The sequence below is a fragment of the Caulobacter sp. Root1472 genome (assembly GCF_001426985.1).
GTDB classification, from domain to species: Bacteria; Pseudomonadota; Alphaproteobacteria; order Caulobacterales; family Caulobacteraceae; genus Caulobacter; species Caulobacter rhizosphaerae.
Genome location: NZ_LMFX01000051.1, coordinates 109,032 through 123,506, shown reverse-complemented (window position 1 = coordinate 123,506; position 14,475 = coordinate 109,032). Strand labels below are relative to the sequence as shown.

Here is a 14,475-nt window from a genome sequence, read left to right as displayed (position 1 = left end):
TTTTGGGGAAGATTTTCTCAAAGCCCTTTCAGACCACCAAAGTTGACATCGGCCCGGGTCTGCTCACATGAGACGCAGTCGCTTCTGGGCCGTTGCGGCGCCACCTCTAGAATTCCGCGGTTCGCCGCGCGTCCAGGACTTGAAACGACACTATGACGGCCATCGAAACCACCGCTCCCGCCCCCGTCAAGGAAGCCGCCTGGCACACCGAGACCGTGCTGTGGGTCAAGCACTGGACGGACCGCCTGTTCAGCTTCGCCATCACCCGTCCGGCCAGCTTCCGCTTCCGCTCGGGCGAGTTCGTGATGATCGGCCTGCCGCCCCGCGAGGACCTGGGCGAGAAGAAGCCGATCCTGCGCGCCTATTCGATCGGCTCGCCGCACTTCGCCGAGGAGCTGGAGTTCTTCTCGATCAAGGTCCCCGACGGCCCTCTGACCTCGCGCCTGCAGCAGATCAAGGAAGGCGACCAGGTGCTGCTGGGCAAGAAGCCGACCGGCACCCTGGTGCTGGACGCCGTTCGCCCCGGCAAGCGGCTGTTCCTGTTCGGCACCGGCACGGGCCTGGCGCCCTGGCTGTCGGTCGCCCGCGACCCGGACGCCTACGCCCGCTTCGAGCAGGTGATCGTCGCCCACGGCGTGCGCGAGGTGCAGGAACTGGCCTATCGCGACCTGTTCACGGCCGAGATCCACGACGACCCGCTGGTCGGCGACGAGGCCAAGGCCCAGCTGGTCTACTATCCCACCGTCACCCGCGAGCCGTTCGAGCGCCAGGGCCGGTTCACCGACCTGATCGAGAGCGGCAAGCTGTTCGCCGACCTCGGCCTGGAGCAGGTGAAGTTCGACCCCGAGCACGACCGCGCCATGCTGTGCGGCTCGATGGCGATGATCAAGGACACCGCCGCCCTGCTGGAAGCCCACGGCCTGACCGAAGGCTCCAACGCCGAACCCGGCGACTTCGTGATCGAGCGAGCGTTCGTGGGGTAATCCACCCATGGGGACAGGCGCATGCGCCTGTCCCCAGCCCGTGCGGCGTGCGTTACACTGGGCTGAGGTGCGCGGGAGTACGGGCGTGGGCGACGACGACCTTTCACGGAAAACCTTGAAGAACCTGACCGTGGACGAGGCGCGGGGCCGCATGCTGGCCGGCGCCGCGCGGTTGGGCGTCGAGGAGGTCCCACTGGCCAAGGCCCTGGGCCGGGTGCTGGCCGCCCCCGTGGTCGCCGACCGCGACCAGCCGCCGTTCGCCGCCTCGGCCATGGACGGCTGGGCGATCCGCCGCGCCGACCTGGTCCCCGGGGCGCGCTTCCAGATCGCCGGCGAAAGCGCCGCGGGCCAGGCCTATGGCCGTCCCGTCGAGGCCGGCCAGGCGGTGCGGATCTTTACCGGCGCGCCCGTGCCGCGAGGCGCCGACCTGGTGGTGATCCAGGAGAACGCCACGCGCGACGGCGACACCGTGGCCCTCACGATCGACCGCGACCCGCCGCCTGGCAACATCCGGCCAGCCGGCGGCGACTTCCGCTCCGGCGACGTGCTGCTGACCGAGGGCGCGCGGCTGGACGCCTGGCGCCTGGCCCTGGCGGCCGCCGCGGGCTGGCCCAACCTCGATGTCGCCGTCCGGCCGCGCGTCGCCATCCTGGCCACCGGCGACGAGCTGGTCCCGCCCGGCTACGTTCCTGCCCCCGACCAGATCTTCGAGTCCGGCTCGTTCGCCCTGGCCGCGCTGGTCGAGGCCTGGGGCGGCCAGGCGACGCGGCTGAAGGCCCAGGCCGACGACCGGGACGCCATCGCCCGCGCCGTCGCCGAGGCTCAGTTCGACCTGCTGGTCACGGTCGGCGGGGCCTCGGTCGGCGACCACGACCTGGTCAAGCCCGCCCTGCAGACCCTGGGTCTGGATCTTCGCGTCCAGACCGTCGCCGTGCGCCCCGGCAAGCCGACCTGGTTCGGCGTCCTGGAGGCCGACGGCGTGGGCGGCCGCCCTGTCCTGGGCCTGCCCGGCAACCCGGCCTCGGCCCTGGTCTGCGCCGAGCTGTTCCTGCGGCCGCTGCTGGCGGCCCTGACCGGCGCCGATCCGGGCCTGGCGATCGAGACCGGCGTCCTGGCCGCTCCCCTGCCCGCCAACGGCCCGCGCGAACACTGGATGCGCGCGGCCCGGGCCGTCGACCCCGACGGCCGGGTCAGGGTCACCCCCTTCTCCGACCAGGATTCCTCGCTGATCGGCGTGTTCTCCCGCGCCGACTGCCTGGTGCTGCGGCCGGCGGGCGCGGCGGCGGCGGACGTGGGCGACGTCGTCCAGCTGCTGCCGCTGGCCCGGGGCTGATCGCCTCAACGGGCGACGCCGCACGCGGAGCGTGCTAAGTCCCCCCGCGAAGCGGTTCGCGGCGGCCGCCGGCGGGAGTTGCGTTGATGGGTCGTATGGGCAAGATCGCGGCGCACATGGTGCTGGCCTTCATGGCCATGCTGCTGGCCCAGACCCTCGCCTCCGGCGCCCTGCCGTTCACCGCGCCCGGCCTGATCCTCGCCGCCCTGTTCGCGGTCTCCGCCCTGGCCGTCGAGCTCCTGTTCCAGGTCGAGCGCTCGCCCTGGCGGTTCTTCGCGGCCAGCGACGGGCTGCGGCTTGCGCGCTCGGCCCTGCTGTCGGTCCTGACCTTCGCCCTGGTCGCCCGCCTGGCCGACGTGCGCCAGCCGGGCGGCCTGCGCACCCTGGCCGTGGCCTTCCTGCTGCAGACCGCCTTGCTGGCCGGACTGCGGATCGTGCGCCGCGCCGTGCACGAAAGGGCGCTGGTCGACGCCCTGACCCGCCTGCGTCCCGCCCCCGCCTCGCCGGCCCTGCCCCGCCTGCTGATCGTCGGCTCGGCCAACGAGGCCGAGGCCTTCCTGCGCGCCCCCGCCGCCCTGGGCGAGCGCTACGCCCCGGTCGGCGTCCTGACCCCCGAGGCCCGCGAGACCGGCGACGAGTTGGGCGGGGTCTGCATTTTGGGCGTCATCGACGACTTCGACCCCGTCATGGCCCAGCTGCGCGACGGCGGCCTGCAGCCGTCGGCCGTGCTGTTCCTGACCGACGGCCCGCTCAGCGCCTTCGGGGCCGAGCGCCTGGGCCGGCTGAAGACCGAGGGCGTGCGCCTGCTGCGTCGCCAGGGCCTGGTCGACATGGCCGGCGGCTCGGCCCTGCGCGAGATCAGCCTCGAGGAGCTGCTGAGCCGCGCCCCGGTGCGGCTGGACCCCCAACCCGTCCGCGCCCTGGTGGCCGGCAAGCGGGTGCTGGTCACCGGGGCCGGCGGCAGCATCGGCTCCGAACTGGCCCGCCAGATCGCCGCCAGCGGCCCCGCCCAGCTGACCCTGCTGGACGCCACCGAGGCCAACCTGTTCCACATCGACCGCGAGTTGGGCGAGGCCTGGCCCCGGCTGCCGCGCCACGCGGTGCTGTGCGATGTCCGCGACTCCGCCCGTCTCGACCAGGTGTTCGCCACCGAGAAGCCCGAACTGGTCTTCCATGCCGCCGCCCTCAAGCACGTGACCCTGGTCGAGAACCATCCCTGCGAAGGGGTGCGCACCAACGTGCTGGGCAGCCGCAACGTCGCCCTCGCCGCCAAGGCGTGCGGCGCGGCCCACCTGGCGCTGATCTCCACCGACAAGGCGGTGGCCCCGGCCAGCGTGATGGGCGCCACCAAGCGCGTCGCCGAGGCCGTGGTCCGCCAGTTCGCCAAGGGCTCCGATGGGAGCGGCGTCGGGACCCGCGTCAGCGTGGTGCGGTTCGGCAACGTGCTGGGTTCGGCCGGATCGGTGGTGCCGATCTTCCAGCACCAGATCGCCCGCGGCGGGCCGGTGACCCTGACCGACGCCGAGGTCGAGCGCTACTTCATGACCATCCCCGAGGCCGTGCAGCTGGTGCTGCGGGCCGTGGCCCTGTCGGCCGGCGACAGAGAGCCCCCGACCGGGGTCCTGACGCTCGAGATGGGCGAGCCGGTCAAGATCATCGACCTGGCCCGGCGGATGATCGAGCTGCAGGGCCTGGTCCCCGGCCGCGACATCGAGATCAAGATCACCGGCCTGCGCCCCGGCGAGAAGCTGACCGAGGCCCTGGTCGACATCAACGAGACCGCCCGCCCCAAGGCCGAGGGGATCACCGAGGCCGCGCCGGTCGTCCCCCTGCCGCCGATCCCGCCCGCGGCACTGGCCGCCCTGGAGGCCGCCGCCCTGGCCGGCGACGAGGCCGCGGTCCGAGAGCGGCTGTTCGCCCTGGTCGAGGGACTGCGGATCGTGTCGCCCGCCCCCGCGGCCGCCGGAAGGACGCCGGCGGGCGAAATCCGGGACAAGTTGGCCACTGCCCGGACTCAGGCTTAAATAGAACTCGCCCGTGATCGCCTATAGGGCGAGCTGGCAAGCCAGAATCAGCCTCTCATGCTTTGTCTCGCCGCGCTTGCGTGGCGGGCCGTCCTGGCCTTGGGACAACAGTAAGCGTTGGCGGGAACCTGGATGCTCGAACAGACGGTGGACGTCACCCGCCTGGAAGGGTTCGTTCGATATACGCGCGGGATCGTCCGCGCCCGCCTGGTCCTGGTCGCCCTGTTCGTCGGCCTGCTGGTGATCTACACGCCGATGCGGATGACCGTGTTCGGCCTGGTCGAGCTTTGCGTCTACGGCGCGCTGTTCCTGGCCACCGAGGTCGCCGAGCGCCATCCAGATCCAGTCACGGCCTTCCGGCGGCTGCGCTGGCAGTCGATCGGCCTGGTCTTCCTGCTGTCGATCAACGCCTGCGCCCTGGCCGTGAAGATCCGGCTGATCGGCCAGCCGATCATGCGGGTGGAGGCCGCCCTGCTGGCCATCTGCGTGCTGCTGTTCGCCGCCCTGCGCGTGCACACCGGCAAGATCAGCTACCTCACCGCCGTGGCGCCGCCGGTGGCGACCCTGCTGTGGATCGGGTTCGACCGCCACACGCCGCTGGCGGCCAACCACTATGGCGCGGCCATGCTGCTGTTCGTGGTCGCCGTCCTGACCGCCACCTGGCGCCAGCAGACCACCGACCGCGCCCTGGCCCAGGCCCTGCGCGACCTGGCCCGCAAGAACGCCGACCTGACCGAGGCCGTGGCCGAGGCCAAGGCGGCCAGCCGCGCCAAGTCCGACCTGCTGGCCGTCGCCAGCCACGAGATCCGCACCCCGCTCAACGCCGTGCTCGGCTTCGCCCACGCCCTGCGCCGCGACACCTTCCTGACGCCGATCCAGGCCGACCTGGCCCAGGGCGTGATCGAGGGCGGCGCCCAGCTGACCCGGCTGCTCGACACCGTGCTGGACCTGACCAAGGTCCAGGCCGGCCAGGCGGCCCTGAACCCGACGGCGGTCGACCTGCGCCGGCTGATCCGCACGGTGGTGCGGGTGTGGAGCGCCCACGCCCAGGCGGTCGGCGTGCTGCTGAGCTTCGAGGACGCCGATCCCGGCCTGGCCTATGGCGTGCTGGCCGACGAGGCCAAGCTGGAGCAGACCCTGGTCAACCTCGTCTCCAACGGCCTGAAGGCCTCGCCGTCGGGCGGCGCGGTGACGGTGCGCCTGGCCGGCATGGTCAAGGACCAGACCCTGACCGCCCTGGTCGAGGTCCGCGACAGCGGCGCGCTGGTGCCCCTGGAGGACCGGCCGCGGATGTTCGAGGCCTTCGAGCAGACCGAGCGCGGCAGGAGCCTGGGCGGCAGCGGGCTGGGCCTGTCGATCTGCGCCGCCAACCTGGCCCTGATGGGCGGCGAGATCGGCGTGGAGGACGTCTCAGAGGACGAGGTCCAGTCCGGCAAGGCCGCGCGGCGCGGCGCGGTGTTCTGGTTCGCCTTCGAGGCGCCGGTCCTGGCGGCCCCGGCGGCGGAATCCGCCACGGAGGCGTCCGTCGCCGCCCCGGTGCGGGTTCTGGCGGCCGAGGACAACCCCGCCAACCGCCGGGTGCTGGCCGCCCTGCTGGCCGCCTCGCCGGTCGAGCTGGTGTTCGCCGAGGACGGCGCCCGGGCGGTCGACGCCTGGCGGGCCGAGGCCTTCGACCTGGTGCTGATGGACGTCAACATGCCGGTCATGGACGGGGTGGCGGCCGTGGCGCGGATCCGCCAGCTGGAAACCTCGGCCGCCGAGCCCCGCCCCCGCACGCCGATCTGGATGCTGACCGCCAACGTCTTCGACGACGACGTCGCCCGCTATCGCGCCGACGGCGCCGACGGCGTGCTGCGCAAGCCGATCGACACCGTGGCCCTGTTCGCGCTGCTGGCGCAGGTGGCGGAGGCGAAGGCGGGGGTCCAACGGCGCGTGACGGCCTAGGGCGGATCGGCGCTCGGCATTTCGCAAGTCCAACTTCTGCGTTAAATGATGTCTGGATCCCTGGGGTTACCTGCGGCCTGACCAAGGTCCGCAATGGATGGTTCGCGGTCTCCCCTAACCGCTGCTGTCGTGATCAAGCCGCCTCCAAGCTTAACATTACGAAACCTTCAGTTGTCACTGTGCGCGCTCGACGCCATGGCTGCCCCTTCAAAAGGGTGAAGCGATGCGTATTGTTTTTCTGCTTCTGGCGCTGCTCGGCGCGCCGTCCATGTCGACCGCCCAGTCGAATTTCTCCCGCCACAATCCGCCTGGGCCAAACGCCGTCGGCTTGCGGATCGTCGAGCAGTACGATTTCTCGCGCGGCTATCGCGGCGAGACGGACGTCGAGACAGGCAAACCGATCGCCGGCGAGCGGGCGCGGCCCGTCCAGACGCTGGTCTGGTACCCCGCGGCGAAGGGCTCTGGCCAGGGCCTGACCGTGGGCGACTACGTCAAGCTCGGGGTCACGGCCGACGACTTTGATCATCCGCCAGCCGAACGCGCCACGATGCAGGCCAAGTTCGTGGCCGCCCAGGTCGCCATGCTGTCGCCGGAACGGGCCAGGGCCGAGCTGGCCGCGCCGATGCTGGCCCGCCGCGACGCCACGCCGGCTTCGGGCAAGTTCCCGGTCGTGATCTACGCGCCCAGCTTCAACGCCGAGGCCTACGAGAACGCCGACCTGTGCGAATACCTGGCCAGCCAGGGCTATCTGGTCATCGCCAGCCCCAGCTTCGGCCAGGCCTCGCGCGGCATGACCACCGACCTGGAAGGCGTCGAGGCCCAGGTCGGCGACATTGAATTCCTGATCGGCTACGCGCATGGCCTGCCCCAGGCCGATATGAGCCGCCTGGCCGTGGCCGGCTACAGCTGGGGCGGCCTGGCCAACGCCATGGCCGCGGCGAAGGACAGCCGCATCCGCGCCCTTGTCACGCTGGACGGCTCGGTCCGCTATTGGCCCAACATCGTCAAGCAGTCCCAGTACCTGACCCCGGCCCGCGTCACCGCGCCGATGCTGTACATCGCCGCCGCGCCGAAGTTGGTCGAGGACACGGCCGCCGACGTCAACCGGGACCAGAGCTTCCTGGCCAAGATGAAATACGCCGACCTCTACAAGGTCACGATGTATCCCTACGTCCATGCCAACTTCTCGGCGATGTTTGGCCAGCGGCTGCTGCCCGACAGCCGCTATGGCGCCTATGACAAGGACGAGCTGTCGGTCGCTAACGGCTGGGTGGAGACCTATGTCCGCCGCTTCCTGGACGCCTATCTGAAAGGCGACGCCGCCAGCCGTACCTTCCTCGACACGCCCGTCGCCAAGACGGGCGCGCCGCGTCACCTGCTGGCCGCCGACGTGACCAAGTCCACGGGCGCGCCGCCCACCCGCGCGGCCTTCGCCGCCGAGCTCAACCGCGCCGGTTTCGACAAGGCGCTGGCGACCTACCAGGCGTTCAAGAGTCGCGACCCAGACTTCGCGATCGACGAGACGGAGCTGAACCGCTGGGGCTACCAACGACTGGCCGCCGGCGACACCTCCATGGCCGCGGGCGTCCTGAAGCTGGCCGCGGACCTGCACCCCGACAGCTGGAACGCTTTCGACAGCCTGGGCGAGGCCTATGCCGCCAATGGCGAAAAGGCGCTGGCGATCGCGGCCTATCGCCGGTCCCTGGTCCTGAACCCCGGGAACGGGAACGGCGCGGCGCAGCTGAAGGCGCTGGGCGCGGCGCCCTAGCCACACGCCGATCCCTCTCTCTGGGAGGGACGTCGCTCGGGGGCCGCGAGCCGTCCGGGGTGACATGCGACGCCCTAGTGAAAATCCCGGCTCCTCTGCAGCCGTCCGGATGTCCGCATCCGCACCGTGGGGGCCGGGGCTTCAGGGTCTTCCTTCATGCGCGCCAGCTGCGCCGACAGGTCGGTGAAGCTCTCAGCCACCACGTGGATGACGCCGTCGGCGGCCTGGACCTTGCCGTGGACGATCAGGAACGAGGCGCTCATCACCGTGCGGCGGTGGGCGTCGAAACAGTCCTTCCAGACCACCGCATTGGCCACGCCGGTCTCGTCCTCCAGGGTCAGGAACACCACGCCCTTGGCGGTGCCCGGCCGCTGGCGGATCAGCACCAGCCCGCCGACGCTGACCCTGCGGCCGTCGCGCACGCCCTTCAGCCGCTCGGCGGGCGTGACGTTCAGCCGGTCCAGCTGGGGCCGGAAAAACCGCAGCGGGTGGGCCTTCAGCGACAGGCTGGTGGTGCGGTAGTCCTCGGCCACCTGCTGGGGCAAGGCCATGGCCGGCAGGGCGACGGCGTCCTCGAACAACGGCAGGCCGGCCAGCAGCGGCGCCTGGCTGTCGACCTTGACCTCGCCCTTCAGCCCCTTGACCGCCCACAGGGCGTCGCGGCGGGAGAGGCCCGCCCCGGCGAAGGCGTCGGCCTCGGCCAGCAGCTCCAGGGCGCGCTGGGAAACGCCGGCCCGCGCGAAGTCGGCGGGGGCGCGGGCGCCGGCGGCGCGGGCGGCCATGATCAGGTCGGCGTCGAGATCGGCGTCCTCCGGCTTTTTCTTCTTCTTCAGTCCTTTGATCTGGCGCAGGCCCAGGCGAACGGCCTTCCAGAGCGGCCGGGTGTCGGGATTGAAGATCTTGTCATCGGCGATCCGCCGTTCCCGCCCGGTCGGCGGCGTGGCGTCCTCCAGCGTGCAGTCCCAGGCGCTGGTCAGCACGTCCGGGGCCCGCACCTCGACCCCGTGTTCGCGAGCGTCGCGCACCAGCTGGGCCGGCTGGTAGAAGCCCATCGGCTGGGAATTGATCAGGGCCGCGCAGAACACGTCCGGCCAGGCCCATTTGATCCAGGCCGAGACATAGACCAGCTTGGCGAAGCTGGCCGCGTGGCTTTCCGGGAAGCCGTACGAGCCGAAGCCCTCGATCTGCTTGAAGCACCGCGTGGCGAAGTCGCGTTCATAGCCGCGCGACACCATGCCCTCGACGAACTTGCCGCGATACTGGCCCGGGTCGCCGTCGTGCTTGAAGGTGGCCATGGCCTTGCGCAGGCCGTCGGCCTCGTCGGGCGTGAACCTGGCCGCCTCGATGGCCAGGCTCATGGCCTGTTCCTGAAACAGCGGCACGCCGTAGGTGTTGCCCAGAATGCCCTTCAGTTCGTCCTTGTCGCCGTGCTCCGGCGAGGGCGCCGGCCATTCCGCCTTCTCCAGGCCCTGTCGCCGCCGCAGATAGGGGTGGACCATGTCGCCCTGGATCGGGCCCGGCCGGACGATCGCCACCTCGATGACCAGGTCGTAGAACCTGTTGGGCTTCAGCCGGGGCAGCATCGACATCTGGGCTCGGCTCTCGACCTGGAACACCCCGACGCTGTCGGCGACCGACAGCATGTCGTAGACGCCCTTCACCTCGACCGGCACGTCGGCCAGGTCGACGATCGGCTGACCGTGGTCGGCGCGCAGCATGCCGAACGCCCGCTGGATGGCCGCCAGCATGCCCAGGGCCAGGATGTCGACCTTCATCAGGCCCAGGCTGTCGATGTCGTCCTTGTCCCACTCGATGAAGGTGCGGTCCTTCATCGCCGCATTGCCGATCGGCACGGTCTCGTCCAGCCGCCGCTTGGTCAGGACGAAGCCGCCCACGTGCTGCGACAGGTGGCGCGGGAACTGCAGCAGCTCGGTGGCCAGGGCGATGGCCCGGGCGATCTGCGGGTTCTTCGGGTCCAGGCCCGTCTGGCGGATATGCTCGTCGGGCAGGCCGTCGCCCCAGCTGCCCCAGACGGTGTTGGCCAGGATCGCGGTGATGTCCTCGGTCAGGCCCAGGGCCTTGCCGACGTCGCGGATGGCGCTGCGCGGGCGGTAGTGGATCACCGTGCCGCAGATGGCGGCGTAGTCGCGGCCATAGCGCTCGTAGACATACTGCATGACGTCCTCGCGCCGCTCGTGCTCGAAGTCGACGTCGATGTCCGGCGGCTCGCCGCGGTTCTCGGAAATGAAACGGGTGAACAGCAGCCGGTGCTCCATGGGGTCGATCGCCGTCACCCCCAGGCAGTAGCAGACCGAGGAATTGGCCGCCGAGCCCCGCCCCTGGCACAGGATTCCCATCTCCCGCGCCTTCTGGACGATGTCGTGCACGGTGATGAAGTAGTTGGGGTAGTCCATCTTAGCGATCAGGCCCAGCTCCGTGCGGAGGTTGTCCTGAACCTTGGGCGGAACGCCGCCGGGATAGCGCCAGGCCGCCCCTTTCCAGGCCAGATCCGTCAGGTGCTCCATCGCCGTCTTGCCCGGCGGCACGGGCTCGTCCGGGTACTGCTCCTTGAGGTGCGAAAGGTCGAAGCCGATGCGCTCGACGATCTCGACCGTGCGCTCCACCGCCTGGGGCCAACGCTCGAACAGCCGGGCCATCTCGGCGGGCGTCTTCAGGTGGCGCTCGGCGTTGGCCTCCAGGCGGAAGCCCGCCTCGGTGATCGTGCAGCCCTCGCGGATGCAGGTCATCACGTCCTGCAGCGGCCGCCGCTCGGGGCCGTGATAGAGCACGTCATTGGTGGCGACCATCGGCGCGCCGGCGTCGCGGGCCAGCTCGGCCAGCCGCGACAGGCGCTTGAGGTCCTGGGCGGCGTAGGCCCGGCTGGCGGCCAGCCAGACCCGGCCGCGCAGTTCGCCGGCCATGCGGTCGAGATCGGCCTGGAAGGTCTCGTCCAGTTTCGCCGGCGGCACGACCAGGGCCAGCTGGCCGTGGGCGTGCTCCAGGAAATCCTTCCAGGACAGGTGGCACTCGCCCTTTTCGGCCCGGCGCTGGCCCACGGTCAGCAGGCGGGTCAGGCGGGCGAACGCCTCGCGGTCGGAGGGATAGCAGAGCAGGCTGGGCGTGCCGTCCATGAAGTCCAGCCGGCAGCCGGTCAGGGCGCGGATTTGCAGGTCCTTGGCCGCCGTCCAGGCCCGCACCACCCCGGCCAGGCTGTTGCGGTCGGTGACCCCCACGGCGCTCAGGCCCAGGGCCTGGCCGGTCAGCATCAGCTCCTGGGCGTGGGAAGCGCCGCGCAGGAACGAGAAGTTGGTGGTGGCCTGGAGCTCGGCGTAGCGGTGGGTGGTCATGGCTAGACCCTCCCCCCATGGGGGAGGCGGCCCAAATGGGCCGGAGGGGGGAGTGGTCCCGCCTCGGCCGTATCCCCCCACCGATCGCTGCGCGATCGCCTCCCCCACAGGGGGAGGGTCTTAGCCAAACAGGCCATGCAACCACCACTTCGGGGCCTTGTCCCCGTCGCCGTACAGGCCGGCGCGGAAAATCCAGAACCGTTCGCCCGTCTCGTCCTCCACCCGGTAGTAGTCGCGCACCTTGCCCGGCCCGACCTCGTCGAAGGTCTTGCGCCACCATTCCTGGCCGATCCGCTCGGGCCCCTCGGCCAGGCGCACGCGGCGCGACCGGCCGCGCCAGGTGAAGCGGACCGGCGGGTCGTCGGGCAGCTTGGCCATCACCTCGATCGCCTCGGGACGGCGCAGCAGGCGGGTCGGCCGGGGACGGTCCGGGTCCCAGGCGTCTTCCGGTCGGGGATCCAGCGGCGCGCGGCGGACCACGGAACGTTCCGGCACGTGGCTCGGATACGGATCGGCCCGCCACACCCGGTCCTCGCCCAGGCGGTTGACCAGCCGGTCGACCAGCGGCGCCAGGCCCTCCTCCAGGCCGGCGTCAGCGTCGGCGTCGGCGTTCAGGTTCCGTTGCGCGGTCGACAGCGGCTCGACCTCGGCGGCCCACAGGGTGACGACCTCGATCCCGAAGCCCGGATCGACCGTGTCCAGCTTCGGCTTCAGCAGCTTGGCGATGCGGGCGGCGTCGCGGCCCGGGCGCGACAGGCCGGCCCGCACCGGCTGGTCCTTGCCGTCCAGCCGGTGGAAGACCAGCTCGAACCGCCGCGCGCCGCGCCCCTCGGCCTCCAGCCGGGCGCACAGCAGGGCGCAGATGTCGCCGGTGACCCGCTCCAGGTCGGACAGGGCGCTGATCGGCTCGAAGAAGGCCAGGCGGTCGAACCACGGGGTGGCGGGGCGGCGGAAGACCAGGGCCTCGCGGGCCGCGCCCAGGGCCTGGTCCAGGCGCATCACCGCGGAAAGCCCGAACCGCCGGGCCAGCTGGGCGCGCGGCAGGGCCAGCAGCTGGCCGACCTGGAACAGGCCCAGGCGCGGCAGTTGGGCCTGGGCCGCCTCGTCCAGCCGCAGGGCCGCCACCGGCAGCGGGGCCAGCAGCGGGCCCTGGCCGTCGGGCGGGACGATCGTGCGATCGGGGCCGTAGCGGGCCAGGGCCCAGGCCGCGCCGGGGGTGTCGGCGATCGCCCCGCGGGCCGGCGCGCCCCAGCGCTCCAGCCGCGCCAGCAGGTCGTCCAACATCAAAGCCTCGCCGCCCCACAGGTGCGACACCCCCTCGACATCGAGGAACAGGCCGTCCAGCCCGTCGATGGCCACGGCCGGCGAGAAGCGCACGCACCAGTCGCAGAGGATCTCCAGCGCCGCGCGGTCGCCATCGGGGTCGTGGTCGGCGGTGAGCAGGTCCGGAACCAGGGCCGCCGCGTCGGCGGCCTTCTGGCCGACGAACAGGCCCAGGGCCGCGGCCGCGTCGTCGACGGCGGCCAGGCGGCGCGTGCCGCCTTCTGTGGCGACCAGGGCGACGGGGGGAGGAGGCAAAACAGGCCCTCCCCCTGCGGGGGAGGCGGTCGCGAAGCGACCGGCGGGGGGCGTGATCGGAAGGTCGACCCGGCCACGGGCCGGCGGCCTATGATTCCCCCCTCCGTCGGCTTCGCCGACACCTCCCCCACGGGGGGAAGATCTAGGCGGTGCGACGGTATTCTTCCTCGCCCATGTCGTGATCGGCCAATTGCGACACCAGACGGAAAGGATGCGGGCCATCGGCGGCCTCCGCTTGTTCGAGGATCCAGGCGCCGGGACGGCCGCCCCGGCAGCGTTCGAGTTCGACCCGCCAGCGCGGCGGGCCCAGGCCCGGGTCGCCCGGCGGCGGCTGGCTGGGCGCGGCGGCGATGCGCCAGCGGGTCTGGGCGGCCGCGCCGGAGACCTCGCGAACCTTGCCGGCCGGGCCGCCATAGGGCCGTCGTCGCAGCAGCACCCCGGTCGCGCCGCGCCGTTCGCAAGCCAACTGCAGGCGGCGGCCGGCCTTGAGGTCGGGACTCTGCGCCTCGCCGATCGCCGCGGCGACGCCGACCGTGGCCAGGGCGTCCTCCAGCACCGACAGCACCTCGGCCTCGTCGCGAGCCTTGACCTGGATCAGCCGGCCGGTGGGAAAGCCCAGCCCGACCAGGCCCGGGGCGTGCAGGTCGGCGCGCCGCATCACCCAGACCACCGCGCCCCACGCGGCCAACGGCCGCAAGAGCAAGGCGGAAAAGCTCGCGGGCGCGGCGCCGGTCTCTTCCTCCAGTCCGGCCCCGCCCACCTCGTGCCAGCCGCCGCGCGGCAGGCCGCCGGCCGGAAAGCAGCCGTCGATGCGCGGATCCCCGAACGGCAGGACGGGAGGCGGAGTCCGAGTCCCCGCCTCCAGGGCGGCGATCTGGGCTCTCAAAGCCGAAAGGGCGGGCTTCGCCCCGGGCATCCCTGCATCTCCGATGTTCCACTTTTGTTCTGATCCTCCGGGCATGGAGAGTCAAGCGGAGCCGGGTCGCGATTCAGGGATGCGCTGGAATGACGCGCCGAAGGGGCGGAACGAGGACCGGCCTAGAACCGCGGCTTGGCCCGCCACCACTGGCTGACCAGCATCGGTCCGAACGCCGCGCTGATGCCGCAGGCGTCGGCGAACAGGTCGAACCACGAGGCGTCACGGCCGACGAAAGCCTGCAGGATCTCGATCGCCCCGCCGAACGCCAGGATCGCCAGGCCGATGCGGTGCAGCCGGCTCTGCGGCAGGGCCAGGCTGGCCAGGATGCTGAGCACGTAGAAGACCAGGAAGTGCTTGGCCTTGTCCCAGGGGATCAGGCCGATGCTGTCGTCGTCGGGCAGCAGGGCCTTGGCCAGGGCGAAGGCGGCGGCGGCCAGGAAGACGATGAAGACCAGGCGGTTGATCTTGCGGGCGCGGAGGGACATCGGGGCTCCTGGCTGGGACCGTCCGCACCTAGCCGGTCCGGTGAGGCTTGAAAATGGCCGGACGGCGTCTTGGCCGGATCGCCTCGTCGATTGC

General features: G+C 71.6%; 9 protein-coding genes. 5 read left to right on the top strand and 4 right to left on the bottom strand.

What is annotated here, in order from left to right; all coding sequences use genetic code 11:
* The first annotated feature begins 152 nt into the window (after positions 1–152).
* The 5 genes from ASD47_RS25080 (at position 153) to ASD47_RS25060 (ending at position 8,052) form a co-directional block, all read left to right on the top strand.
* Complete coding sequence (locus ASD47_RS25080; protein ID WP_056762578.1) at positions 153–983, top strand: ferredoxin--NADP reductase; 831 nt, start codon at positions 153–155, stop codon at positions 981–983.
* 85 nt (positions 984–1,068) lie between these two features.
* Positions 1,069–2,316, top strand: coding sequence for a gephyrin-like molybdotransferase Glp (gene glp, locus ASD47_RS25075; RefSeq protein WP_255355550.1), 1,248 nt, complete (start codon positions 1,069–1,071; stop codon positions 2,314–2,316).
* Positions 2,317–2,402: 86 nt separating this feature from the next.
* Positions 2,403–4,340: an SDR family NAD(P)-dependent oxidoreductase gene (locus tag ASD47_RS25070; protein ID WP_235526216.1), complete on the top strand. Its 1,938-nt coding sequence runs from the start codon at positions 2,403–2,405 to the stop codon at positions 4,338–4,340.
* Positions 4,341–4,472: 132 nt separating this feature from the next.
* Positions 4,473–6,284 carry a response regulator gene (locus ASD47_RS25065; RefSeq protein WP_056762576.1) on the top strand — a complete coding sequence of 604 codons (1,812 nt, stop codon included), beginning with the start codon at positions 4,473–4,475 and terminating at the stop codon, positions 6,282–6,284.
* Positions 6,285–6,507: 223 nt separating this feature from the next.
* Entirely contained in the window at positions 6,508–8,052 is a 1,545-nt protein-coding gene (locus ASD47_RS25060; RefSeq protein ID WP_056762574.1) for a dienelactone hydrolase family protein, read from the top strand.
* Between the two features lie 74 nt (positions 8,053–8,126).
* Here ASD47_RS25060 and ASD47_RS25055 read toward each other — a convergent pair whose 3' ends face one another.
* The 4 genes from ASD47_RS25055 to ASD47_RS25040 all read right to left on the bottom strand — a co-directional run bounded on the left by ASD47_RS25055 (position 8,127) and on the right by ASD47_RS25040 (position 14,381).
* Entirely contained in the window at positions 8,127–11,399 is a 3,273-nt protein-coding gene (locus ASD47_RS25055; RefSeq protein ID WP_056762572.1) for an error-prone DNA polymerase, read from the bottom strand.
* A gap of 120 nt (positions 11,400–11,519) precedes the next feature.
* A complete protein-coding gene (locus ASD47_RS25050) occupies positions 11,520–13,199 on the bottom strand; it encodes a DNA polymerase Y family protein (protein WP_369800350.1) in 1,680 nt (559 codons plus the stop codon).
* Positions 13,120–13,893: an ImuA family protein gene (locus tag ASD47_RS25045; protein WP_056762569.1), complete on the bottom strand. Its 774-nt coding sequence runs from the start codon at positions 13,891–13,893 to the stop codon at positions 13,120–13,122. Before ASD47_RS25045 ends, ASD47_RS25050 begins: the two co-directional genes overlap by 80 nt.
* Positions 13,894–14,015: 122 nt before the next feature.
* Positions 14,016–14,381 (bottom strand): VanZ family protein, encoded by a 366-nt coding sequence (locus ASD47_RS25040; protein WP_056762568.1) that lies wholly within the window; start codon positions 14,379–14,381, stop codon positions 14,016–14,018.
* Between the last annotated feature and the right edge of the window lie 94 nt (positions 14,382–14,475).

What these genes read in the sequence shown, in the direction of transcription:
- ASD47_RS25080 (WP_056762578.1), top strand. Translation starts at nt 153, where the DNA reads ATGACGGCCATCGAAACCACCGCTCCCGCCCCCGTCAAGGAAGCCGCC.
- ASD47_RS25070 (WP_235526216.1), top strand. Translation starts at nt 2,403, where the DNA reads ATGGGTCGTATGGGCAAGATCGCGGCGCACATGGTGCTGGCCTTCATG.
- ASD47_RS25065 (WP_056762576.1), top strand. Translation starts at nt 4,473, where the DNA reads ATGCTCGAACAGACGGTGGACGTCACCCGCCTGGAAGGGTTCGTTCGA.
- ASD47_RS25060 (WP_056762574.1), top strand. Translation starts at nt 6,508, where the DNA reads ATGCGTATTGTTTTTCTGCTTCTGGCGCTGCTCGGCGCGCCGTCCATG.
- ASD47_RS25055 (WP_056762572.1), bottom strand. Translation starts at nt 11,399, where the DNA reads ATGACCACCCACCGCTACGCCGAGCTCCAGGCCACCACCAACTTCTCG.
- ASD47_RS25050 (WP_369800350.1), bottom strand. Translation starts at nt 13,199, where the DNA reads ATGGCCCGCATCCTTTCCGTCTGGTGTCGCAATTGGCCGATCACGACA.
- ASD47_RS25045 (WP_056762569.1), bottom strand. Translation starts at nt 13,893, where the DNA reads ATGCCCGGGGCGAAGCCCGCCCTTTCGGCTTTGAGAGCCCAGATCGCC.
- ASD47_RS25040 (WP_056762568.1), bottom strand. Translation starts at nt 14,381, where the DNA reads ATGTCCCTCCGCGCCCGCAAGATCAACCGCCTGGTCTTCATCGTCTTC.